This window comes from Exiguobacterium sp. s157 (assembly GCF_018618205.1).
Classification (GTDB): domain Bacteria; phylum Bacillota; class Bacilli; order Exiguobacteriales; family Exiguobacteriaceae; genus Exiguobacterium; species Exiguobacterium chiriqhucha.
The window spans coordinates 619,018-642,266 of the sequence record NZ_JACSLQ010000002.1; the positions used below are offsets into that span (position 1 = coordinate 619,018).

A 23,249-nucleotide genomic window follows, 5' to 3' on the forward strand; every position below is an offset into this window, starting at 1 on the left:
AAAATCGTCTGGCGAGTTTTTTGATTATAGGTGTTAGTCGAAGGCGTCGCGTCTGTCCAATGACCGTGAGACGTTCGCGACATCCCCGATATTGTCGTCCACGACGTCTCCGGCTCGAGTGACGCGAACCCACAACTCAGCTTCGACATGGGACGGGGACGCGAACAAGACGTAATACTTCGCATCGTACAGGGATAAGTACGTCACGTCGGTCACGACGAGTTCCATCTCGGGATACGTCGTGTCGACATACGTTTCGGCTGCTCGGACGGCTCGTTGTTCGGCCGCCTCACTGCCGTTCAGCACATACCACACCCACCAACCGAGACAGAACACGGCCATCATTCCGAGTACGGTCAAGACGTTATGAAGCGGTCGTTTGTGCATCGGACACCTGCTTTCCAATTATTGGACTACGCTTAGTATAAAAGAGATGTTGCACCGTTCGCCTCGGTCGTAAGTCGCAAATGGCTCAGGTTCCGTACGGGAATGGTGCCGCTACATGCTGACAACGCCTCATGTCCGACGGCTTCTCATATGATATCCTCATTCAAAAAGGACTGATTGTATTGGGACAACTCATCATCGCTCCGACCGGCACGCCCGCCATCCGCTTCGGCATCTGTCAACGCTGTCTGAGCGCGGACACCCGCTCGTTCACGTGCCACCACGGTGCGTGCCGCTATTGCCGGAATTGCCTCCATCTCGGCCGTATCTGTCAGTGCGACCGTCTCGGGGAAGAAGACATCACGACACCGGTCGAACCGACGGAACTCGTCATGCCGTTCGAGCTGTCGACCGACCAGCAACACATCAGCCGGCAGTTGCTCACCTGGTGGGAATCTCGGACGAGCGGGCTCGTCCATGCCGTCTGCGGAGCCGGGAAGACGGAGATGACATTCCCGGTCATCGCGCGCGTCGTCAATGAAGGGAAGCGTGTCCTCATCGTCTCGCCGCGCCGTGACGTCGCCATCGAATGGGTCGACCGGCTCGAGGCCGCCTTCTCCGTCCCGGTCACCCGGCGCTACGGGGGCGGGGACAAGGACACGATTGGGATGATCACTGTCGCGACGGCGCCGCTGCTCGTGAACTTACGACATGTCTTCGATTACGTCCTCGTCGATGAGTCTGATGCCTTCCCGTTCGCCTTCGATTTGGCACTTTGGTGGACGCTCCGCCGAGCCGGGAAAGGCCTATTCTTGTTCGTGACGGCGACGCCGACCGTCTGGCAGCGCCAGTTTCCGACCGTGCAGCTATCGCGTCGCTATCACGGCCACGACTTGCCGGTGCCGCGACTCGTCCGTGAGACGGGGCAAGCCATCCTCGACTTCAGCGGGCAATACGAGGGGTCCCCACGTTTGCTGTTCGTCCCGACGAAGCCGGACCTCGTCCGTTATGGGGAACTGCTCGCGGCGAACGGGTTCGGCTACCAGGCCGTCTCGGCAGATACCAATGAGCGGACGGATACACTCGAATGGCTCGAGGCGACGAACGGGATCGTGCTCGCGACGTCGATTTGGGAGCGGGGCATGACCGTGACCGGGGTCAACGTCGCCGTCCTCGACAGCAGCCACGCCTTGTTCTCGTCCCGCGCCCTCGTCCAGATGGCAGGGCGGGCCGGTCGGAAACCGACCGCGCCGACCGGGGATGTCGTCTTCTTCTACCACGAGCGCACGTTCCGGCAAGACCGGGCCATCCGCGAGATCGAGGAGGCGAACCGGCGATGAACTGTCTCGTCTGCCGAAAACCGTTCGCTATTCCGTGGAGCCCGGCGACGCTCTTAAAACGGGACTGGGTCTGCCCGGACTGCGAGGGGAGATTGACCCCGATCATCTCGGGCTGCCCGCGCTGCGGTCACCCGACCACGGACGGGGCGACGTGTCCTGACTGTATCCGTTGGCTCGCCCTTGGTCTCGACTTGACCGTCCGTTCGCTCTTCGCTTATGACGAGTCGGGCGCGAATTGGCTCCACCGTTATAAGTTCGGCGGCGACGTCGTTCTGGCGCGACAGCTACGCAATGTGCTGCGAGCGACGCGAGAACCAGGGGTCGTCTACGTCCCGATTCCGCTCAGTGAGGAGCGGATGCGGACACGGCGTTTCAATCAGGCGGAGCTGCTCGCAAGGATGATTGGACCGACGGAGCAGGTGCTCGTCAAATCCGAGGTTTCGAGTCAGCGTGAACTTGGGAAAGAAGAAAGGCGGCACCGTACGAATCCGTTCGCTGTACAGCAGTTGCCACGCTGTGGCAAAATTGTCCTCGTCGACGACGTCTATACGACGGGGACGACGCTCCATCAGGCGGCGCTCACCTTGCGCTGGGCCGGGGTGGAACAAGTTTCTGCCGTTTGCCTGTTCCGGACGCTAAACAAATTAAAAATGCGTCCGATATAAAGGGCAGAGGTGAATGACTGTGGAAGCAACAACTTGTCAAACGTGCGGACGGCTGTTCATGAAACAAAGCCGCTCGCCATACTGCCCATCCTGCGCGGAAGTCGATTTCCAAAACTTCTTGAAAGTCCGGGACTTCATCCGCGAACCCGCCAACAAACAGACGACGATCGGAGCCCTCGTCGAAGCGACAGGCGTCTCCGAACTTGATATCACGCGATACATCCATGAAGGACGCCTGATCATCAAGGACAATCCGTCACTGAACATCGCCTGCGTGCGTTGCGGCAATCCGACGAACCAAGGAAAGGTATGCGCGGACTGTCAGACCGACATGCAGCAAGAACTGAAAGGGCTACAAGCCAGCGTCACGAAACAGAGCGTTCGCGCTTATCGTTTGGATTAACAACTGAGAAGAGGGGGGACACGTATGCGCATCGATTCTGCAAAGTGGGTACACTTACCGAACACTTACGAGAAGAAAACGCAACCTGAGACGAAGCCCGAGCTGACACGCCAAACGGACCAATTATCGATATCGGCCGAAGCCCGCGCCCGGTTTGAAGAACCGGTGAAACACCCGGAGCGTCTGGAAAAAATCAACGCCTTGAAGGCGGAGATTAACGCCGGGACGTATTCACGGGACGCGCGCGACATCGCCAAACGCTTTCTACAAGGATGAATGAAAGCGGGGTCCGAGGGAGACCTTCGCATAAATAAGATGGCACGGAAGCTGACTAAACAAGGGACACCCTTTCTTTAGTCGGCTCTTTTTTTGGACAAAGGAGAGACTTATGCTCACATTACATACACGTTTACTCGAACTGGCTTATGACAAAGAACGACTGCTCGTCAACGGAGACATGCCCGCTTTTAGCGCACTCGTCAAGGAAGAGGCGACGATTCTCCGACAAATCAAACAAAAAGAAGCGGAACGACTTCAAGGAACGCTCGTTTTGGACGATGAAGAGAAGGAAGCGTTACGACCGGTCGTCCTCGAGCTGAAACGGCAGAATGAACTGAACGCCGTCCTGCTCGAACAGTCGCTCCGGTATATCGAATGGCATTTGGACATGCTCATGCCAGAGGCAGATGATTTCACGTACGGTCAACAGGCGCTCGAGACGCGCTCGTTCAGCCGGGATGTATAAGGAGGAAGTTTGATGGGCTCAACATTTATGGGATTAGAAACGGCGCGACGCAGTTTAACGACGCACCAATGGGCGCTCCAGGCGACGGGGAATAACGTCGCCAACGCCTCGAATCCGGGTTACTCGCGCCAACGCTTGTCACTCGGCATGACCGAACAACTCAGCGTCAACTTCGGGGGAACGAAGGCCGGGCAGTTCGGGACTGGTGTCCGCGGCGAGACGCTCGCCCGAATCCGCGATTTGATGATCGACCAGCAATACCGCGACGAGTCGGTGAAGAACGCCTACTACGCGACGAAAGAGGCGGCGTTCGGTCGGATGGAGGATATCGTCAACGAGCCTTCCGAGACAGGGCTCGCCAAATCGCTCGACTTGTTCTGGGCCTCGCTCCAAGACTTGTCGGTCAACCCGGATGACGCCGGCGCGCGCAGTGTCGTGCGCCAACGGGCGATGACGCTCGCTGAGACGTTCAACTACATGTCGTCCTCGCTCCAAAAAGTGCAGGCCGACCTCGCCTCAGAAGGTGACGTCGTCGTCAAGAAAGTGAACGACTTGATGACAAAAATCAGTCAGGTCAACCGTCAAATCGGGGATGCGGAGCCGCTCGGCGTGCTTCCGAATGAACTGTATGACGAACGTGACCGCTATATGGACGAGCTCGCCCAATACATGGACTTCACACGCGTCCCGGTCGACTATACGAACGGGGAGTCGCGCGGTAACTCACAAAAAGTCGCTGAGGGCCGCATCGACATCGTCGTCTCGATCAATGGCGTCGACCACAAACTCGTCGACGGCATCAACGGCACGGTCGGATCGTTCGACGGTCTCGATATGACCGATGCAAGTGGAGCGGACGTGGCACTCACGCACGCCACGATGCCGAACGGCAAATGGAAAGCGCTCGTCGAGATGTACGGCACGGACACGCCAGAATCAGGCAGCGTGAACGGCGTCTACGCGACGATGTTGAAAGACTTGGACGAGATGGCCGGCAAGTTCGCTTCGGCGTTCAACACCGCCCATAGCACAAACATGGACGCCAAAGGCAACGCCGGAACGGCGAACTTCTTCGAAGGGACGGCGAGCGCTGCGACAATCAAAGTGAGCGACGCTATCATGAACAACCTCGACTTGATCGCCGCTTCTCAAGATGGCAATATCGGGGACGGCAGCGGGGCCCTCGCTTTGGCAAACTTGAAGTCGGCCACGCTCAGCTTCGACGGGTCGGTCCAGACGGACACGTCGATCGGCAAATACTATCAGAACGTCATCGGCAACATGGCCGTCGCCGCCGACCAGAGCGGACGCCTCGCCCAGAGCACATTCGCACTCATGGCGAGCTCGGACCAGCGCCGCCAAGCGGTGAGCGCCGTGTCGCTCGACGAAGAGATGACGATGATGATCCAATATCAACACGCCTATAATGCGGCGGCCCGCAACATCACGGCTGTCGACGAGATGCTCGACAAAATCATCAACGGCATGGGTGTCGTAGGGAGGTAATGCTTGATGCGAGTCACACAGACGATGCTCACACAGACGAACTTGAAACATTTATCGAGCAGTTATAACAAGCTCGCCCAAGTCCAAGAACAGCTCATCAGCGGGAAACGGATTCAGAAGGCGTCCGAGGACCCGGTCGTCGCCATGCAGGGCATGCGCTACCGGACCGAGGTGCGCGAGGTCGACCAGTTCCGCCGCAACGTCAGTGAAGCGACGAGCTGGATGGACTTGACCGATTCGACATTGAACGAAGTGACGGAAGCCGTCAAACGGATTCGTGAATTGACGACACAGGCGGCAAACGACACATACGAGTCGTCACAGCGTCAAATCATCCAGAGTGAGGTCAATCAGTTGATTGAACACATCGGCTCGCTCGCGAACGCGAAGTCGGGCGAGAAATATATTTACAACGGCACGAAGACGGACCAGCCGCTCGTCGACATGGACGCCTTGAAAGCGTTCCTTGCCGACCCGAACGGGGACGTCAACAGCATCTACCCAGGCGGGGCACCTGCCGCGAGCGGGAAAGTCGCCTTCGAAGTATCGAAAGGCATCACCGTTCAAGTGAACATGCAGCCGGAGACAGTGTTCGGCAGCGACGTGTTCGCCGGACTCCACGACCTCGTCTCGAAATTGGCCGACCCGAACACGTCTGGTGAAGTGCTCTCGAACGAGCTCGCTGACCTCGATGTCATTGCCCAAAACTTGATTACGGAGCGGGCCGAGCTCGGCGCCCGCGCCAACCGGTTAGAACTCGTCGACAACCGCCTGCAAGAACATGAGATTATCGCCAAGACGATCATGTCCGATAACGAGGACATCGACATCGAAAAAGTCATCATGGAGCTCAAGTCTCACGAGACGGTGCACCGGGCCGCACTATCGGCCGGAGCCCGGATCATCCAACCGACGCTCCTCGACTTCCTCCGGTAAGCGATGAATATCGCCCGGCTTGAGATGCGGCAGACGCAGGCCGCCATCCAAATCACGTCGAACCGGCCCCACCTCGAGATGCGGCAAGGGCGGGCCGATGTGTCGATGACGCAAGGCAAGGTCGAGATGACCCAACAGACGACAGGCGGCACGCTCGAGATCGACTCGTCGGTCGCGCGCAGTGAAAGCAACTTGAAAGCCGCACTCGAGCTCGGCCGCCACTTCGGTCAGCTCGGGGAACAGGCGGCCCGGGAAGCGACGTCGACCACGGCCCGCGACGGGGACCGGCTCATGCGCATCGAGAACGGCAATCCGATTGCCGCGATGGCCGCCGAGAAGACGAGTGCCCCATACCCGGTTGTCGACATGGATTTCATGCCGAAGTCGCTCGACCGCGTGAAGTTGACGTATACGCCGGCGGATGTCAAAATCGAGTGGAACCTGACGCCGGCACAGATTGATGTATCACTCACCCCGGCCGACATCTCGTTCACGCCATGGACGACGGACATCTCGCTCCGTCAACAGGCATCGCTCGAGATGTGGCCGGTCGGTGGCATGTATGATGAGACGCGTTGAAAGTGAGGACAACCCATGTTCATTGAGACAGACTATTTTGGCAAAATCGAAGTAAATGAAGACGAGACGATCTCGTTCGTCAGCGAGATTCCCGGGTTCCCGGAATCGAAGACGTTCACCCTCATCCCGTACGGCGACGAGCTCCCGTTCTGGTCGCTCCAGTCGCTCGAGGATCCGGCCTGCGCCTTCGTCGTGACGAACCCGTTCTGGCACAAGTCGGACTATGCGTTCGAGTTGACCGACGGCGCGAAAGAGCAGCTCGGCATCGATGAGGCGGAACACGTCTCGGTGTATGCCATCGTGACGCTCCGCGATCCGTTCGACGCCTCGACGCTCAACTTGAAGGCCCCGATCGTCATCGAGACGAAAGAGCGGCGTGGGAAGCAGGTCATCTTGGATGACGTCTACCCGGCTCGGTTCCCGCTCGGCGGTCAGAAAGAAGAGGTGCGCTGATGCTCGTATTGAAACGAAAACAAGGCGAGGCCATCCATATCGGGGACGATGTGACGCTCACCGTGCTCGCCATCGAAGGCGACCAGGTCAAGCTCGGCATCGATGCCCCGCGCCATATCGATATTCATCGCCATGAGGTGTACGTCCAGATGCAGGCCGAGAACGAATCGGCCCGCGACAGCGCCAACTTGATGAAACAGATGATGCAAAATAAGTCGGAAGCGTGAGCTTCCGGCTTTTTAGCTGTCCTAAAATTTGGATAGGGTGACATGCGTCACTTTTGTACGATAGGATAGGAGGAAAGAAATGGCGGGAGAGGACAAGGCTTGGGTCAAGTCATCAACATCTTTTTCATCAATGTCAGTATCATCTATCTCGTTTTATCGCTGGCCCTGTATCTCATGCGCCAGCTGTTGCCGATTCAGGCAGGTTCTCCTTATGCGGTCCGCATGTGGTTCGGTCTCGCCATGGGGCTCGCGGCCGTACTGTTGACGGTCAACTCGTTTCAAGTCGGAGAGGCAAGAGTCGACCTCCGGATTATCCCGCTCGCGCTCTCAGGCGCCTATGCCGGACCGGTCGGAGTCGCCGTCACGATGGGGTTGACTCTTCTCGGTCGCTTCGGTCTCGACGGCATGACCGACCAATTCATCCGCTCGTTCGGCACGCTCGGCTTGTTCTTCGTGTTGTCGCTCGTGTTAAATCGACTGGTGATGCGACGCGGTCACTTGTATTCGGCCTATCTCGTGTTCGGGGCCGTGCTCGTCTTGTTTCGAATTGCTGGTAATGTCCCGATCCAAGCGTTCACGACCGTGTTCTTGCCGTATTTCGTCATGACGTTCCTCGGTGGCTGGATGTGTTACTGGGTCGCGAAACAGATTGAGACGCACCTACGCATGTTCCGGCTGCACGCGCAGCGGGCGACGATTGACGAGCTGACGGGTCTCCCGAACCGCTATATGACGCTCGAACGATTGAACGAGGTCGAGATGTCGGGTCTCCCTTGGGCGCTGTTCGTCATCGATGTCGACCGGTTCAAGCAGTTGAACGATACATATGGCCATCGGGCCGGTGACGCGGCGCTTCATCACATCGGTCAAACGTTACAGGCGAACTGTCCGCCGGACGGCTTCGTCGGGCGCTACGGCGGGGAAGAGTTTCTGATGGTGCTCGAAGACGCGGGCGACGTCCGGTTGATGGCGGACGAGATTGTCACGGTCATCCGCGACACGCCGTTCTCGTTCGAAGGGACTGCTATCCCGATGACGGTGTCGCTCGGGGCCTCGCTCGCCGGTGCTGAACAGGGCACGGTCGTGTTCGAGCGGGCCGACGCCGCCCTTTACGCGGCGAAGACGAGCGGGCGCGATCAAGCGAAAATCGGATAAACAAAAAATCGGTCCCGCGGGGCCGATTTTTTTAGTGGATATTTTTCTTTTTGAACTGGCCGCCCCGGACGTCATGGATATTGCCGATGGCGAGGAACGCCTTCTCGTCATAGTCGTCGAGGATGTCTTTCAGTTTCGTCTCTTCAAGTCGGCTGATGACGGTGAAGACGACCTTCTTGCCGTCGCCCGTGTAGGCGCCTTCCCCGTGCAAATACGTCACGCCCCGGCCGAGTCGGTCCATGATGGCTTGACCGACGTCATCGGGTGAGGTGGTGATGATCCACGCGGCCTTCGACTGATCGATTCCTTCGAGCACGATATCGATCGTCTTGAAGGCGATGAAATACGTGAGGAGCGAGTACATGGCCCGGTCCCAGCTGAAGACGAACCCGGCCATTCCGAGGATGAAGATGTTGAAGAACATGACGATCTCACCGACGGAGAACGGCAACCGGTCCGTGAACGATACGGCCAAAATCTCGGTCCCGTCGAGCGACCCACCGGCCCGGATGACGAGCCCGACCCCGGCGCCGAGCAAGAAGCCGCCGAACACGGTCGACAACAGCAAATCGTCAGTGAACGGCTCGACCGAATGGAGCAAGATCGTGAAGCCGGACATGAGCGTGATTGCCAACAACGTGACGACGGCGAACGTCTTTCCGATTTGGCGATAGCCGAAGAAGATGAACGGCAAGTTGAACAAGACGAGCCAGATGGCGAGCTTCGTTTCCGTCAAATACGACGTGATGATCGAGACGCCGATGATGCCGCCGTCGATGATTTGGTTCGGGACGAGGAACGCCTCGAGACCGATGGCGAAGATGAACGACCCAATCAACAGGAGTAGCCCCTTGGCGAGGAGTTCGGTCGGTTTGATGGGATTATGGACACGTTTCAAACGGAGCACTTCCTCCGGAGACGGGGAAGGCATCGGTGGACGCTGCATCGGGGGTCACTCCTTTTTCTTTTCAGTATAGCAAACCTCACACGGGATGAAGCAGAAGCGACAGAGAATCTGACACAAGTTTTTCATCGACACCGAAGATGTTATTCTACTATTTTTTTATGCTAGACTAGGAAAGTTGACATCAAAAGGAGGACGTTACTCATGAAACGTGACAATCGAGCCTGGCTCATGGGCTTTCAAATCATCATGAACATCATCGGCGGAATGATTGCGGCGTATGGCCTCGAGTCGGTGTTGATCCCGAACAGCGTATCGGACGGGGGCATCACCGGAATCAGCATCGTCGGTTCCCAACTGACGGGTATTCCGCTCGGCGTGTTCCTCGGGATTCTCAATCTCCCGTTCGTCTATCTCGGCTATAAGCAGATCGGGAAGAGCTTTGCCATCCTATCGGTCACCGGCATCGCCTCGCTCTCGGTCGGGACGCTCATCATGCACCGCGTCCCGACGATCATCGATGGGGATACGCTCCTCGTCACGGTCGTCGGCGGAATCATTCTCGGGCTCGGGATGGGGCTGTCGCTCCGGAACGGGGGCGCGCTCGACGGCATTGACATGCTGGCCGTCTTGTTATCGAGGAAGTTGCCGTTCGGGACGAGCGACTTGATTCTCTTCTTGAACGTGTTCGTCTTCATCGTTGTCTCGACGGTGTTCGGCCTGCAAGGGGCGGTCCTGTCCGCTATCGCCTACTTCATCGCCTCGAAAGTGATTCATATCGTCGAGGAAGGACTGAGCGGTGCGAAGACGTTCAAAATCATTACGAGCGTACCGGACGTCATGGTCGAGACGGTACGGGACCGGCTCGGCCGGAGCGCCACGCTCAACCAGATTCAAGGCGCGTACTCAAAAGAGTGCTACTACGAGATCACATGCGTCATCAACCGGCTCGAGGAGCGGAAGATGAAGGAGATCATCAACCAAGTCGACCCCGAGGCGTTCGACGTCGTGTACGAGGTGTCCGAGGTCAAAGGTGGGAATTTCCGAAAACGCGATATTCATTGAGACGAATCAAGCAGCCGGCGCTGCTTGATTTTTTTGGTGGAGGCAGGGAAATGCGGGACGGATAGGGAACAAGTGGGGATTCAGAAAGGAGAGAACGTATGCGTCCATTGTTATTAGGTGTGCTCGCCGCCTTGTTCTTTGCGAGCACGTTCGTCTTGAATGAATCGATGCAGGTCGGCGGGGGGAGTTGGGCGTATAGCGCCTCGCTCCGCTTCCTGTTCATGATTCCACTGCTCATGCTCGTCGTGGCCGTCCGGGGTGGCATGACGCGGGTACGCCGCGCCATCGTCGATGAGCCGTGGCCGTGGCTCGTCTGGGGGACGGTCGGCTTCGGTCTGTTTTACGTCCCAATCTGTCTCGCCGCCGAGGTCGCCCCGCCTTGGCTCATCGCCGGCACGTGGCAAGTGACGATTATCGCCGGGGCGCTGTTGTCGCCGCTGTTCCGTCGGAGTGACGGGACGCGGGAGCGGATTCCGTGGACGGCGCTCCGCTTCTCGGGACTCATCTTGTTCGGCGTCGTCTTGATGCAACTCGAGTTCCTCGCCGACTTCGAGCCGCGCTTCCTGTGGATTGGGGTGGTACCGGTGTTGATTGCCGCGTTCGCCTATCCGCTCGGCAACCGGAAGATGATGGCCCACACCGACCTCGACGTGTTCGAGCGCATCCTCGGCATGTGCATCGGCTCGCTCCCGGTCTGGCTCCTCTTGTTCGGCTACGGGCTGACGACGGGGGCGCCAACGAGCTTGCAACTGACGCAGACGCTTCTCGTCGCACTGTTATCGGGCGTCGTCGCGACAGTGCTCTTCTTCAAAGCGACCGACCTCGTCAAACACGATATGGGGAAACTGGCCACGGTCGAGGCGACGCAGGCACTCGAGGTGTTGTTCGCGCTCATCGGCGAGCTGATTTTCCTCCAGGCGCATCTGCCGTCCGGACTGTCGCTCGTCGGCATCTCGCTCGTCATGGTCGGGGTCGTGCTGCATAGCCGTAGCCAATTCAACGTAAAGGAGAGTCTGGTGCCGGCGGCGAATCGATATGACAAGGAGGGATGAATATGTCCTATGGATTGATTGGGAAACTGACGGCCGTACCAGGTGAGCGCGAGACGCTACTCGCGATTTTGCTCGAGGCGGCTACGGCGATGGAACGAGAGCCGACGTGCGCGGCGTACCGGGTGAACGTCTCGCTCGACGATGAGTCGATCGTCGTCTATGAGGTGTGGGCAAGTATGGAGGCGCATCAACAATCGCTGTCGCTTGAGACGACGCAGACGTTGATTGGGAAGGCGAAACCGATTTTGGCCAATATCGAGCGCTTGGCGGTGTTCGAGACAAGGAACGGACATTAAAAAAATCCACGTCCGAGGACGTGGATAGGTGGTCAAGCTTTCGTTAAGCTGCCTTTTACTTGCTCATAAAACTCGTCCATCATTCCAGTCCGGCTACCGAGCTGGCAGATGAGTTCGAGCGTCTCTTTATAGAACTTTTTGACGAGTCCTTTGTTTTTGATGTTGTCCATCGACGCCATCGTCTTGTCGAGGTTTTGGAGAATCTCTTCGATCTGGTCGTCCGAGTCCGGTTTGACGACTGTCATATTGTCCGGGATTTTGACGACTTTGTCTTGCTCCTGATGACGGAACGACGCGCCGAAGCCAAGGTTCTCGATGAACAAGTGCGGCATCACTTTCTGACCGAAGAACTGCTTATGCCATTCTGTCGCTTTCATCGTGTCCATGTCCTGTTTGAACGTGGACGCAGTCGAGACGTACTTTCTGAACAGGTCGGTCATGAACTTCTCAATGACCGGGATTTGAAGGGCGAAGACGTTCTTTAAGAGCGCGTCGAGCTGTGCGCGTGACAATTGTTGTTCGTTTGACATGTCAGTTCCTCTTTTCTATAATGCGATACTTTTATCGTATGGGATTGCGGAACGTGCGTCAACGCATCCCTAAACATTTTTTCAGAATATTTAATGATTTACGGTCATTTTGTGCGATAATCGTCTCATGGCTAGACCAAAGAGGAGTGAATCCATATGAACAAAACAATGAAGTGGGCGGTCGCGCTCGGCGTGACGGGTGCCCTCGTCGCAACGGTCGGTGTCGTTTCGTCCAGAGGGCGGACTGACGACACGACGCAGACGATCCGTGACCGTGAGCTCGGGTACGAGATCATTCTCCCGTCGAAAATTGTCGAGGCGATTGAGCGCGGGGACGTCTATATCGAGAAGGCGCAGGACGTCGTCGATGTCGGCGACAAGAACAGCTACGGCACGTTCGACCTCTACTATAACGTCGAGGACGGCGACGACCAATTGTTGTTCCATTTGGACTTGATTGACCGTGAACTATCGGAAGAGGCGTTCGCCCAGGAAGTCGGCTACGGCAACTACCTCGGTGCGAGCGACAAGACGTTCTTCTGGGTCGAACCGACCGAGGCCGTCCCAGGTGCCGAGGCGCACACGGATGAGATTGCCGAACTGCTCGAGACATTACCGGAGCTTGAATTCCGGACGTTATGAGTCCGCCCGCTACGGCGGGCTTTTTCGATTGTGCTACAATATGACGTGAGGTGATTTCATGAATTGGATAGTAGAAGAAGTGAGACATGCAGAACAGGTGGCGGCGCTCGAAGCAGCGGTCAACACGTTTGACAAAATCGATGTGAAAATCGGTCACGTGACGGTCGGTCAGAACGACTATGCCATCTATGACAATGATACGCTCGTCGGCTATATGGTGCTTTTCCCATATCTCCCGAACGAGTATGAAGTGAACGCGCTCGTCCATCCGAACTATCGCAAACAAGGCGTCTTCAAGGCGCTCTTCGAGGCGGCGAAACACGATGCGAAAGAGAACGGTTGTGAAGCGTTCACGTTCGTCATCGACCGAAAGTCGAAGGACGGCAAGGCGGTCATCGATCACATCGGTGCGGTGTACCAGTTTTCAGAGTACAACTTGGTGCTGAAAAAAGCCGAGCTGTTCTTGAAACCAACTGAGGTATCGCTCCGCGAGGCGACGGAAGCGGACCGTTCGCTCATCATCGAGACGCTCAGTGAGGCGTTCGGCGACCCGCTCGACGTGACGGAGAACATCTATCAACAGATTGACACGCCGGACCGGGTCACGTACATCGGCGAGGTCGACGGTCGTCCTGTCGGAATCATTCGTGCTCTTCTTTCGGGTGAAGATGCCGGCAGCATCCACGCGTTCGGCGTCAAGGCGGACGAGCAAGGAAAGGGCTATGGTACGAAGATGTTGAAACAGATGGTCCAGCAACTGTTCCGCATGGGACGGACGAAGCTCGAACTCGACGTCGAGACGGAAAACAAGGCCGCGCTCGAGATTTACAAGCGGGCCGGGTTCGCTGAAAACGGCGGCTATGAGTTCTATTTGTTAGAACTGTGAGGTGAGACAAATGGTTCGAAATTTGAAATGGATGGGTGCCGCCTTCGAGGCGTTGCTCGGCATCCCGGCGCTCGGTGGACTGTTCATCATCAGCATGGGCTACACGCCGCTCGGATTCATGCTCGTGTTCCACATCGTGGTGCTCGTCTTGTCGATCACGCGGCTGAAGCGGATTTCGGTTGGACCGATCGTAGGCATCACAGCGTCGGTGCTCGGGTTCATCCCGTTCCTCGGCATGATGCTGCACTGGGCGGCCGCGCTCGCACTCGCAATCGACGCGCTTTTGACACCGCGCGAACAAGTGCACATGACAAAAGAAGACGACCGATTTTGAATTGAACGCTCTCGGAGACGGGGGCGTTTTTTCATTGACCAAAACTTCAACTGAAAACGCTATACAAAAGCTGGCAATCGGACGATATAGTAGGTGATGAATTACACAGAGGAGGAACTCATAGTGAAGCTATTCAAAAACTTTACGACCCAACTGCTCGCTTGGATTTTGGTCACATCCTTTATCACGGGCGGAGCGGTCGGCTGGATCACGCTCTTATTGCTCACGGAGCTTGAGATGGCGAAAGGTCAGGTCATGCTCGTCGGGACGGCCGTGGCGTTGCTCATTTCAGGTTTAGGTGGAGCTGTCATCTACTTGATCGCCCGTCGCCCGCTCAAGGCGATCGAATCCGCGTCGGACAAGGCGGTCGAGGTCGGCAATGGCGATTTGACGGTTGTGTTCGCAAGCGAGACGACGACAGACCGTTCGGAGATGGGACGTCTGCTCCTCTCGATGGACAACATGGTCGGACACCTTCGGGAACAAGGGACGAACATGCGCTACACGGCGGACCAGCTTACCGGTTCGGCGCAAGAGATCGCGGCAGCGGTCCAAGAAGGCAATATCGCCGGCGAGAATATCCGCCAAGCGATGGACGCCTTGAACAAGATGCTCGAAGATAACGTCAACGCGACGTATAGCTCTATGGACTTGCTCGGTGCCGTCGCCCGGACGATGGAGAACATCCGTCAAGAGATGGGTTCTGCGCTCGAATCAGCGAGTGAGATGCAACAAGAGGCGGAGAGCGGCAAAGGCCTCGCCTCGTCGTCGGTCGATGCGATGCATGCGATTGCCGGCAAAGTCGAACAGTCATCGACGCTTAACAGCAAGTTGACGGAGATGACGGGCGAAATCTCGCGCATCACGGACGTCATCAGCGACATCTCGGCGCAGACGAACTTGCTCGCCTTGAACGCATCGATTGAAGCGGCCCGGGCTGGCGAACATGGACGCGGCTTCGCGGTCGTCGCGGCCGAGGTCAAGAAGCTCGCCGAACAGACGGCGAACTCGACGCAAGAAATCACGGATTTGATTGTTGACGTCAAACGTTTGGTTGGCGACACGTCGTCATCGATGGCGAACGTGAAAGCAGAAGTCGAGACGGGCGTCGGTCTCGTCGAGAAGGCGGGCGGTGCGTTCGCATCGATTCACAACTCGGCGAACGAAGTGTACAGCCACGTCCATTCGGTCGATGTGCTTTTGGATGAGTCGCGCGGACAGATCGACTCGGTCGTCACGAACTCGGCCGGCATCGTCGGCATGGTCGAAGAGGCGTCACGCTACGCGACAGAAGTCACGTCAGCGGCAAGCCAACAGGCGGCCAGTCTCGGTGAAGTGAACGGCGCGATGACGGAGCTCGTCCGTGTCGCGGAGAGTTTGCAGAACGAGACGGAGCAAGTGAAGGTAGAAGCGTAAGGAGGAGCGGCCCAGTGATGGGTCGTTTTTTTATTCGAAATTAAGAAACTACTCGAAATGAGTAACTTTTTTCGAAAAAGACTAAACAGAATGAAGATGACTCCGATATAGAGTATGGAAACGCAAAAACGTTACCAACTAATACAAGGTGAGGGGCCGGCCTAAGCCTTGTATGCTCGGACAAATGGATTTGGAAGAGCGTAAAAAACTTAAACCTATGGAGGGAAATTACAATGATTATCAACCACAACCTTAACTCGATGAACGCACACCGCAACATGTCATTCAACACAGCACAAACTGGTAAAGCGATGGAGAAATTATCTTCAGGTCTTCGCATCAACCGTGCTGGTGACGATGCAGCTGGTCTTGCCATCTCTGAAAAAATGCGTGGACAAATTCGCGGTCTCGATATGGCTTCGAAAAACGCACAAGATGGAATTTCACTCATCCAAACTGCTGAAGGTGCATTGAACGAAACTCACTCAATCCTTCAACGTATGCGTGAACTTGCGGTTCAATCTTCGACAGACACGAACACAGATGCAGACCGTGGAGAAATCCAAAAAGAAGTCGACGAGTTAGCGAAAGAAATTACTCGAATTTCTAACAATACAGAGTTCAACACGAAGAAATTGATTAATGGTTCTGTAGATAGCGCTAACACTACTGGTTACACAGATGCTGCCGCGCTTACATTCCATATTGGTGCCAACGCAGGTCAAAACATCACTTTGGATATTAAAGCGATGGATGCAAAATCTCTAGGTGTAGGTGATACGACAGCAACTGCAGCTATTTCTGACGGTACTACTATCACAGCAGCTACAGCTGCTGGTGGTATTGATGTATCAACTCAAGTAGCTGCTGATGCAGCCGTCACAGTAATTAACACTGCAATTGAAAATGTTTCTTCAGAACGTTCAAAACTCGGGTCGTACCAAAACCGTCTCGAGCATACAATCAACAACTTGAACGTTGGAGCTGAAAACCTTCAAGCTGCTGAATCACGTATCCGGGACGTAGACATGGCGAAAGAGATGATGAACTTCACGAAGAACAACATCCTTAACCAAGCTGCGCAAGCTATGATGGCGCAATCGAACCAGCAACCGCAAGCAGTTCTTCAATTGCTTCGTTAATTGGCTCTATAACAAGTTTTATGACTCCCTCGACTCGACAAGAGCCGGGGGAGTTTTTTAACTTACATACACAGCATTTTCTTCGAGCAATCTATTGTTTTTTATATCCTGCCACTTGTAAACGACAGACCAATATGTTCGATCTAACGCCTCGGCAATTTCTTTATCGGTTCTCCCTTTTAATTTTGAAGTAACGATAAACTCAATCTCCTCCTCTGTGTAGTCATTTTTAGGTTTTGATGTAATAACAGATTTATCCGGATTTGCGTCTTTTTCTAGAGACAACCGATACTCCCAATCTAATTTCCAAGTCATTGAAGGGATTTCAGTTGCATATGATTTGGTGAATTCCAGAAAATTAAGAGCTTCTTGAGTTTTCTGTATTCTAAGAATATAGTTGTGCCCGTCATTTCGTCTGCTTAATACAAATTGATGACCGAACGTCTCGTTAATGAATTGACTCAAATAGTTCAATTCTGAAGGATGGAACGCTTGTAGGTATAAGGCGATATGTGGCGTCAAAATAATTTGATTCTTTTTTGAATGACTAGATCTGGTTAAACAAAGACTACCGTCATCTAGGTAGAGCGCGAGTAAAAATACTGAGTCGGTACATTCCGAAAGCAAATGCAAAGGAATACTTTTTTTCCCGGCAATATAAAGCTGGTCACGAAGCCACGTAAACAGTTCATCGTATCTAGAAGTAAGAGATGCACTCGTTCCGTTATGATTTTTGACGATGTTCGAAAAAATTCTGGGTGCCTGTTTTAGTTTCCATTCACGATATTCCAATTGCTTCATCGAAAAATGCTCACCATAGCGAAAATTTGCGTTCGGATATTTCTTTTTATGAATACTGATATGACCATCGCCTAATAAAGTTCCCATCAACAGGCTCTTTTCATAAGTTGTTAAATATTCCCATTGCATACAAACACCTCCCCTGAATAAGAATATACGTTCGTATATAATATACCCGTCTAATTTAATTATTTTCAATTGTACGAATTGTAGATTGGACAAATTCGTGAACAAATTTGGATTGAAGATTACGATAGACATGCCGATATAAAGAAAGAAGAAATAAAAAAAGAGGAGCAGAAGCTTATGAACCCGACCATCTCTGAAGTCCGGCTTCACCTACCTTCTTCTGTCTTGCCGTATGAACAAACGAAAAACGTGTTCGTCGAAGCGAATCATGCTCGTCTCGCTGATGAAGGCATCGTCATTCTACCGACGCCCCAACACGTCACGAAGTTAGAGACGGCCGTCGAGAAGGCGAATCTTGTATTAGATCAACAACGTACTGGGCTTAAATTTATGAAGCACGAAAAATTGAACGATTACTATATTCAAATCGTGGATACGAACAACGAAGTCATCCGCGAGATTCCAAGCAAGAAGTCACTCGACTTCTTCGCGGCGTTCATGGAGTTCAATCAACTGTTCGATGAACGTGTCTAAAGGAGGCTAACTATGACATCACCTATCCGATTTGGCGGACTTGCCAGTGGAATTGATACCGATTCAATCATCAAACAATTGATGCAGGCTGAGCGTATGCCTGTCGATAAGCTTGAACAAAAAAAACAAACGACTGAATGGAAGCGTGATGCTTATCGCGAGATTAACCGCTCACTCATGACACTTCGAAATAGTGCTGTCGATCTTATGTTCAGTCGAAATTTCTATGCGAAAACGTCAAGCTCTTCCGATGAATCGAGAGTATCGGTCGTTGCGGGACCATCAAGTGGAAATACAGCGATTCGCATAGAATCTGTGAGTCAATTGGCAACGGCTGCTACTCAAGTCGTTGAGCCGAAAGATAAAAATGGAGTTGCAGTGACGAAGACAACAAAAGTCGCAGATATGAACTTACAATCAACCACTCAAGAAGTAACACTATCGACGGCAACAAAAGAATGGACACTCTCTCCAAAACCAAGAGTGGGAGCAACAGTTGCTTTAAAAGATGCAACAAACGCTCCTATTGATCCATCAAGTTATACTTATGATGGAGCAACTGGGAAAGTGACGATGAATGACGGTTCGGACGTACCAGCAGGCTTGACGGCCAGTTATACATCGGGGTACCAGATTCAAATTCGTTCTGTTGAGGGTGGGGAGTTTCAGACTATCAAAGTAGCCGAAGAGGCCACAATGGAGAACCTAGTTACCGCTTTGAATGGAAAAGAATCAGGTGTTTCTGCATTTTTCGAACCGATTTCCGGTAAACTATCAATCACTCAAAAACAGACCGGTGAAAATGCAATCATAGAATTTGATGCAATGACGAAGGCTGCTTTTGGAATCGCTCCCGCAGATCTTCCGAAATCAGGAACAGATGCTAGTTTTACAGTGAATGGCATTCCGATGACGCAGAGCTCGAACACGGTCACGATTGATAATATGACAGTCACGTTAAAATCAGAGTTTGCGTCTGGCGCGGTAACACTCTCTGCTGCTACCGACACCCAAAAAGTTTTCGATAACATCAAAGGTTTTGTCGATAAATATAACGAGACGATTGATCTCATGAATAAAAATGTCCGAGAAGAGCGCTTTCGCTCGTTTGCGCCACTTACGCAAGCACAACGTGACGAACTTTCTGACGATGAAATTAAAAAGTGGGAAGAAAAAGCGATGAGTGGAATGCTTCGTGGTGATACGATTGTTCGTAGTGCGATGGACACGATGCGCGGTAAGTGGTCAAGTGCGACATCGAGTACGAATGATGACGAGATGAAACAATTATTCCAAATTGGTCTTTCGACGGGGGCAGACTTCACAAACGGTGGGAAAATTGAGTTGAACGAAGAAAAGCTCAAAGCCGCTATCGAAAAAGATCCGGACCAAGTGTATCAGTTATTCGCCAATACGGAGAGTGGGTTACTCACACAAGTTCGTGATGCTGCAACTAGCTCACGTTCGTCGATTACTCGGATTGCCGGCGCGGAAGGCTCTGGTGCACCGACGTATTCGATGGGGCGCGAAATGACAGAAATCGATACTCGAATTAGACGGTTAAATGATTTGTTAATCGATAAAGAAAATGCCTACTACCGTCGCTTCGCAGCGATGGAGACGGCAATGAACCAGGCGAACTCGCAAGCCGCCTCACTGCAACAGTTCTTAGGCGGAGGCATGTAAGAGGAGGAATTTAAATGGTAGCCAACCCATATGCAGCATATCAAAACAATGCGGTCACGACCGCGAACCCACAGGAATTGACGCTCATGCTGTACGACGGGGCGCTCAAGTTCATGCGCCTCGCCAAACTCGCCATCGAGCAAGGGAATGTAGATTTAAAGAATACGAATATTCAAAAGACACAAGCGATCTTTCAAGAGATGCGCCTGACTTTGAACAAGGATGTTGCCATCTCGGCGAACTTAGACTCGCTGTACGAATACATGTGGCGTCGCCTCATCGATGCGAACGTCAAAAACGACACGACCATCCTCGACGAAGTGCTCAACTTCACGACAGAGCTCCGCGACACGTGGAAGGAAGCGATGAAACTCGCGAAGCAAGCATGAGACCTATCGATGAGATTATCTTCAAAACACAACGATTAAAAGACCTGTTAGCTAAAGTACCCGAAGAGCCGACTTACGATACATGGATGGACCAAATCCATGAGTTGCTTGACGACCGTGAGCAATTGCTCTCGGCGCACGGGCCTGACTTGAAAGACGCTGACCAGACAGTGATTCGTCAACTCGTCGATGACAGTCAACAAATCGCGCGTTTGATTGAGGCCGAACATCAACGTCTTGGGATGACGCTCGGCACGGCGCGACAAGAACGGAAGACGGTCAAGTCGTACGTCGATCCATACGAAGACGTCGATTCGAACTTCTCAGGATTGTTCGATCAACAGACATAAAAAGCGCTGAATATATCAGCGTTTTTTATTTTAATAAAATATTGATGTATCATTAAAAAAAGGAACTTCCAGCCGATAATATCAATGGGATGATTTGGATATAAATTATTCTGAATGGGATGTTGTGGAGGAATTTCTTATGATTATCAAAAATAACAGCAATGCAAATCAAGCGTTACGTCAATCACAAATAAATACAGGTCAAGCCGGTAAAGCGATGCAGAAACTGTCTTCTGGATTACGAATCAATCAAGCTGCTGATGATGCGGCAGGATTAGCCATCTCTGAGAAGATGAGAGCTCAGATTCGTGGCCTAGATCAAGCCGCTCAAAATGCTGTGGATGGAATCAGTTTAATTCAAACTGGAGAAGGTGGATTGAACGAATCTCATTCAATTCTACAACGTATGCGTGAACTCGCTGTTCAGTCTGCTAACGACACAAATAGCTTAGCTGACCGCGGAGCGATTCAAAAAGAGTTTAATGAGATGACAACAGAGTTAAATCGAATCGGGAATCAAACTTCTTTCAATACTAAAACTGTTTTGAACGGATTAAATGGTAAAGAAGGAGAGGCATTAGTCACCCATAGTATTCCTGGAACCCCTGGTGCGATTCGGGGAATCTATACAGTTGGTATCAATACGACATCATTGAATATCAATGATACGATTCAAGTTGATGGACATACGTTTTTAAAATCTTCAAATGACCCATTGTTATCGGGTGAATTCAACGATTTATCGACATTAGTCACTGCGATACGTGCTGTACCTGATTTGAACACTCGATACACGGTACAGGTGATAGGTACTCCTACTCCGAACGGACTACGGTTCGAGCATAAAACAGGGGAAGAGTCTTGGTCTCAACCTAATATCGGTACTACCAAATCACCTGATCCATATATCAGCTCCCCAATAAATACAGTTAGACCCGGAAGAGGGGGGAGTCAACCTATTCCAGGGGAGTTCGAAGTTTATGAACAAGATATTGTGCCATTGAAACCAGGAGAGACGATTAAGGTAGAATGGATTGGGAAGTCACCGTTCAACAATCGTGAAATAGAATTGACGTTTGTTCCAGATGCACCTGTTCAATCAGGTGGGAATGTGAGAAGTTTGGCAGAACTAATGAGTGAAGTTAGTGGTGCTGCATCACCACATATGACACATAATTTGTCGTCAAACCCTATAAAATTTGAAGAAAATTATACTTACGAAGGTACATATCATCAGTTGAAATTGACGCGAGGAGGTAAAGAAATAACCCTTCAAATTGGCGCGAATTCTGGTCAATCTATGCAGTTAGACCTTAATGATATGAGGGCCGCACGAATTGGGTTGACCTCTACGGTAAAGGGCGAAGAGGGTTTCACATCTGAACGTGTCGTTAAAAATCGTGAAGGAAATCGAAACGCTGAGTATGCATTAGACATTACTACCCAGTCTGGTGCCAGTCAGGCAATTAGCAAAATTGACCAAGCTACCCAACTCGTGTCCTCTGAACGATCAAAGATGGGGTCATGGCAAAATCGCTTAGATCATGTAGTGGCAAATGTTTCGGTATCGGCTGCGAACTTGCAGGCTGCCGAATCCCGAATCCGAGATGTCGATATGGCAAAAGAAATGATGGCATTTACGAAATCAAACATTTTAGGCCAAGCTTCTCAGGCAATGATTGCCCAAGCCAATAAACAGCCAGAGGCTATCCTTCAACTGCTTCGCTAAATATAGGTACTTCAAACAGCTCAAAGGCGCGCCTTCGAGCTGTTTTGATTTATGAAGTTTTAATTTGTTGCCGCACTTTCAAAAGCACTTTGGATAGCGTGAATAAAACCAGCCCACTTATATTGAACTTTAAATACGTAAGTAAAGCTTCTTGCATCGACATCACCGGCAGAAAGCCACTGAATATGACGAGCGGCAGAATCGTTACATGCATCGTAGCCTAATGGATCAAAATCTGTTTTGGGAACGACCACCGTCTCACTTCATAGATGACACTCGTCAGACCAAGGAAAAATGACATCCCGCCATAGACGAGCATATTATGTACACCTTCCATATTTCCGCTCCACCACTGATACGTTGCAAGTAATCCGAATAGCGCGAACCACTTCACGCCACGAACGAATCCTGTTTTCAATAAACTCATCTATCTCGTCTCCTCATTCACGTATTGTCTTTGTATAGTATACGATTCGATTTGGAAAAAGTTTTAATATGGATGTAAGGATGCAAAGACGCCTGTTTTCGTATAAAATCGGGTAAATACCACTGTAACCGTTGCTTCTGTTCTGGAAAGGGGAGGGAAACGAGATGAGTGAGAAAAAGGTAAAGCCTAAGTCATCGAAAGATCGTCGTTACTTCGTCTACGGTCCAGAAGGGGCGTACGATGAGTATGTGGAACGTGACCCTAAACTTGAAGCGTACATCGAAGACGATGCGCCAATCGAGGACGGGCCCGATCCGTATGAAGAAGAAGAGCTCAAATCACGAGGATAAATATTTTATAGTTAAGGTCTGTGCATGCAGACCTTATTTTTTTGCATTAAATTTGGGATTTATGGTACTAAATTCATTAATTAACCTTATGCGGGATAGAAATGTGAACGCTAAAATAAAATTGACAGTTTTTGCTCGATACGATTTTACACTATTGCCGAAAAATCAGAACAGAACTCCGATAGAGTAGT

General features: G+C 52.5%; 31 protein-coding genes. 25 read left to right on the plus strand and 6 right to left on the minus strand.

Features of this window, described 5'->3' with window-relative positions; translation table 11 throughout:
• Positions 1–33: 33 nt before the first annotated feature.
• Positions 34–387, minus strand: coding sequence for a hypothetical protein (locus KNP67_RS06955; protein ID WP_131472897.1), 354 nt, complete (start codon positions 385–387; stop codon positions 34–36).
• Positions 388–569: 182 nt separating this feature from the next.
• Here KNP67_RS06955 and KNP67_RS06960 point away from each other — a divergent pair, with 182 nt between their 5' ends.
• The 11 genes from KNP67_RS06960 to KNP67_RS07010 all read left to right on the plus strand — a co-directional run bounded on the left by KNP67_RS06960 (position 570) and on the right by KNP67_RS07010 (position 8,396).
• Complete coding sequence (locus KNP67_RS06960) at positions 570–1,727, plus strand: helicase-related protein (RefSeq protein ID WP_214756320.1); 1,158 nt, start codon at positions 570–572, stop codon at positions 1,725–1,727.
• Entirely contained in the window at positions 1,724–2,392 is a 669-nt protein-coding gene (locus KNP67_RS06965; RefSeq protein ID WP_214756323.1) for a ComFC family protein, read from the plus strand. The genes KNP67_RS06960 and KNP67_RS06965 overlap by 4 nt, the downstream gene beginning before the upstream one ends.
• 58 nt (positions 2,393–2,450) lie before the next feature.
• On the plus strand, positions 2,451–2,795 hold the full coding sequence (locus KNP67_RS06970) for a flagellar protein (protein WP_051627695.1): 345 nt from the start codon (positions 2,451–2,453) through the stop codon (positions 2,793–2,795).
• Positions 2,796–2,819: 24 nt separating this feature from the next.
• On the plus strand, positions 2,820–3,071 hold the full coding sequence (locus tag KNP67_RS06975) for a flagellar biosynthesis anti-sigma factor FlgM (protein WP_021066556.1): 252 nt from the start codon (positions 2,820–2,822) through the stop codon (positions 3,069–3,071).
• 112 nt (positions 3,072–3,183) lie between these two features.
• Positions 3,184–3,540, plus strand: a complete 357-nt coding sequence (flgN, locus tag KNP67_RS06980; RefSeq protein WP_029595003.1) for a flagellar export chaperone FlgN — start codon at positions 3,184–3,186, stop codon at positions 3,538–3,540.
• A 12-nt stretch (positions 3,541–3,552) separates the two neighbouring features.
• The gene (gene flgK / locus KNP67_RS06985) at positions 3,553–5,046 is read left to right on the plus strand and encodes a flagellar hook-associated protein FlgK (protein WP_214756325.1); all 1,494 of its coding nucleotides are present in this window, start codon (positions 3,553–3,555) and stop codon (positions 5,044–5,046) included.
• A gap of 6 nt (positions 5,047–5,052) precedes the next feature.
• Entirely contained in the window at positions 5,053–5,982 is a 930-nt protein-coding gene (gene flgL / locus KNP67_RS06990) for a flagellar hook-associated protein FlgL (protein ID WP_058764211.1), read from the plus strand.
• A 3-nt stretch (positions 5,983–5,985) separates the two neighbouring features.
• Positions 5,986–6,561, plus strand: a complete 576-nt coding sequence (locus KNP67_RS06995; protein WP_214756327.1) for a DUF6470 family protein — start codon at positions 5,986–5,988, stop codon at positions 6,559–6,561.
• Between the two features lie 15 nt (positions 6,562–6,576).
• On the plus strand, positions 6,577–7,014 hold the full coding sequence (gene fliW / locus KNP67_RS07000) for a flagellar assembly protein FliW (protein WP_214756328.1): 438 nt from the start codon (positions 6,577–6,579) through the stop codon (positions 7,012–7,014).
• Positions 7,014–7,241, plus strand: a complete 228-nt coding sequence (csrA, locus tag KNP67_RS07005; RefSeq protein ID WP_021066562.1) for a carbon storage regulator CsrA — start codon at positions 7,014–7,016, stop codon at positions 7,239–7,241. The genes fliW and csrA overlap by 1 nt, the downstream gene beginning before the upstream one ends.
• Before the next feature lie 99 nt (positions 7,242–7,340).
• Positions 7,341–8,396: a GGDEF domain-containing protein gene (locus tag KNP67_RS07010; RefSeq protein WP_251130800.1), complete on the plus strand. Its 1,056-nt coding sequence runs from the start codon at positions 7,341–7,343 to the stop codon at positions 8,394–8,396.
• Between the two features lie 31 nt (positions 8,397–8,427).
• Here the strand turns inward: KNP67_RS07010 and KNP67_RS07015 are convergent, their stop codons facing one another.
• Positions 8,428–9,342, minus strand: coding sequence for a YitT family protein (locus KNP67_RS07015; protein ID WP_214756329.1), 915 nt, complete (start codon positions 9,340–9,342; stop codon positions 8,428–8,430).
• 162 nt (positions 9,343–9,504) lie between these two features.
• Here KNP67_RS07015 and KNP67_RS07020 point away from each other — a divergent pair, with 162 nt between their 5' ends.
• From KNP67_RS07020 to KNP67_RS07030, 3 genes are all read left to right on the plus strand, one after another.
• Positions 9,505–10,365 carry a YitT family protein gene (locus KNP67_RS07020; protein WP_214756330.1) on the plus strand — a complete coding sequence of 287 codons (861 nt, stop codon included), beginning with the start codon at positions 9,505–9,507 and terminating at the stop codon, positions 10,363–10,365.
• Positions 10,366–10,463: 98 nt separating this feature from the next.
• On the plus strand, positions 10,464–11,417 hold the full coding sequence (locus tag KNP67_RS07025; RefSeq protein ID WP_131472890.1) for a DMT family transporter: 954 nt from the start codon (positions 10,464–10,466) through the stop codon (positions 11,415–11,417).
• 2 nt (positions 11,418–11,419) lie between these two features.
• A complete protein-coding gene (locus KNP67_RS07030) occupies positions 11,420–11,713 on the plus strand; it encodes a putative quinol monooxygenase (RefSeq protein ID WP_131472889.1) in 294 nt (97 codons plus the stop codon).
• Positions 11,714–11,745: 32 nt separating this feature from the next.
• Here KNP67_RS07030 and KNP67_RS07035 read toward each other — a convergent pair whose 3' ends face one another.
• Complete coding sequence (locus tag KNP67_RS07035; RefSeq protein ID WP_021066568.1) at positions 11,746–12,243, minus strand: hypothetical protein; 498 nt, start codon at positions 12,241–12,243, stop codon at positions 11,746–11,748.
• 156 nt (positions 12,244–12,399) lie between these two features.
• Between KNP67_RS07035 and KNP67_RS07040 the strand changes: the two genes are divergently transcribed.
• The 5 genes from KNP67_RS07040 (at position 12,400) to hag (ending at position 16,663) form a co-directional block, all read left to right on the plus strand.
• Positions 12,400–12,885 carry a hypothetical protein gene (locus KNP67_RS07040; protein ID WP_021066569.1) on the plus strand — a complete coding sequence of 162 codons (486 nt, stop codon included), beginning with the start codon at positions 12,400–12,402 and terminating at the stop codon, positions 12,883–12,885.
• 58 nt (positions 12,886–12,943) lie between these two features.
• Positions 12,944–13,771 carry a GNAT family N-acetyltransferase gene (locus KNP67_RS07045; RefSeq protein WP_214756331.1) on the plus strand — a complete coding sequence of 276 codons (828 nt, stop codon included), beginning with the start codon at positions 12,944–12,946 and terminating at the stop codon, positions 13,769–13,771.
• 10 nt (positions 13,772–13,781) lie between these two features.
• Complete coding sequence (locus KNP67_RS07050) at positions 13,782–14,105, plus strand: hypothetical protein (RefSeq protein WP_214756332.1); 324 nt, start codon at positions 13,782–13,784, stop codon at positions 14,103–14,105.
• Positions 14,106–14,228: 123 nt separating this feature from the next.
• A complete protein-coding gene (locus KNP67_RS07055; protein WP_214756333.1) occupies positions 14,229–15,521 on the plus strand; it encodes a methyl-accepting chemotaxis protein in 1,293 nt (430 codons plus the stop codon).
• A gap of 233 nt (positions 15,522–15,754) precedes the next feature.
• Complete coding sequence (gene hag / locus KNP67_RS07060; RefSeq protein ID WP_214756334.1) at positions 15,755–16,663, plus strand: flagellin Hag; 909 nt, start codon at positions 15,755–15,757, stop codon at positions 16,661–16,663.
• A 57-nt stretch (positions 16,664–16,720) separates the two neighbouring features.
• Here hag and KNP67_RS07065 read toward each other — a convergent pair whose 3' ends face one another.
• A complete protein-coding gene (locus KNP67_RS07065; RefSeq protein WP_214756336.1) occupies positions 16,721–17,593 on the minus strand; it encodes an endonuclease in 873 nt (290 codons plus the stop codon).
• 177 nt (positions 17,594–17,770) lie between these two features.
• Here KNP67_RS07065 and KNP67_RS07070 point away from each other — a divergent pair, with 177 nt between their 5' ends.
• From KNP67_RS07070 to KNP67_RS15380, 5 genes are all read left to right on the plus strand, one after another.
• Positions 17,771–18,127: a flagellar protein FlaG gene (locus tag KNP67_RS07070; protein ID WP_070328657.1), complete on the plus strand. Its 357-nt coding sequence runs from the start codon at positions 17,771–17,773 to the stop codon at positions 18,125–18,127.
• A 12-nt stretch (positions 18,128–18,139) separates the two neighbouring features.
• A complete protein-coding gene (fliD, locus tag KNP67_RS07075) occupies positions 18,140–19,813 on the plus strand; it encodes a flagellar filament capping protein FliD (protein WP_214756337.1) in 1,674 nt (557 codons plus the stop codon).
• Positions 19,814–19,827: 14 nt separating this feature from the next.
• Positions 19,828–20,202 (plus strand): flagellar export chaperone FliS, encoded by a 375-nt coding sequence (fliS, locus tag KNP67_RS07080; protein ID WP_214756338.1) that lies wholly within the window; start codon positions 19,828–19,830, stop codon positions 20,200–20,202.
• Entirely contained in the window at positions 20,199–20,552 is a 354-nt protein-coding gene (locus KNP67_RS07085; RefSeq protein ID WP_214756339.1) for a flagellar protein FliT, read from the plus strand. The genes fliS and KNP67_RS07085 overlap by 4 nt, the downstream gene beginning before the upstream one ends.
• 139 nt (positions 20,553–20,691) lie before the next feature.
• On the plus strand, positions 20,692–22,281 hold the full coding sequence (locus KNP67_RS15380) for a flagellin N-terminal helical domain-containing protein (RefSeq protein WP_251130802.1): 1,590 nt from the start codon (positions 20,692–20,694) through the stop codon (positions 22,279–22,281).
• 59 nt (positions 22,282–22,340) lie between these two features.
• On the opposite strand, the gene KNP67_RS07100 is transcribed toward KNP67_RS15380, so the two are convergent.
• Together KNP67_RS07100 and KNP67_RS07105 are read right to left on the minus strand one after the other, a co-directional pair.
• Complete coding sequence (locus tag KNP67_RS07100) at positions 22,341–22,535, minus strand: hypothetical protein (RefSeq protein WP_214756340.1); 195 nt, start codon at positions 22,533–22,535, stop codon at positions 22,341–22,343.
• Complete coding sequence (locus KNP67_RS07105) at positions 22,502–22,708, minus strand: DUF3021 family protein (RefSeq protein WP_214756341.1); 207 nt, start codon at positions 22,706–22,708, stop codon at positions 22,502–22,504. Before KNP67_RS07105 ends, KNP67_RS07100 begins: the two co-directional genes overlap by 34 nt.
• Positions 22,709–22,872: 164 nt before the next feature.
• On the opposite strand from KNP67_RS07105, the gene KNP67_RS07110 reads away from it, so the two are divergent.
• Positions 22,873–23,058 carry a hypothetical protein gene (locus KNP67_RS07110; RefSeq protein ID WP_029595024.1) on the plus strand — a complete coding sequence of 62 codons (186 nt, stop codon included), beginning with the start codon at positions 22,873–22,875 and terminating at the stop codon, positions 23,056–23,058.
• Positions 23,059–23,249 lie beyond the last annotated feature (191 nt).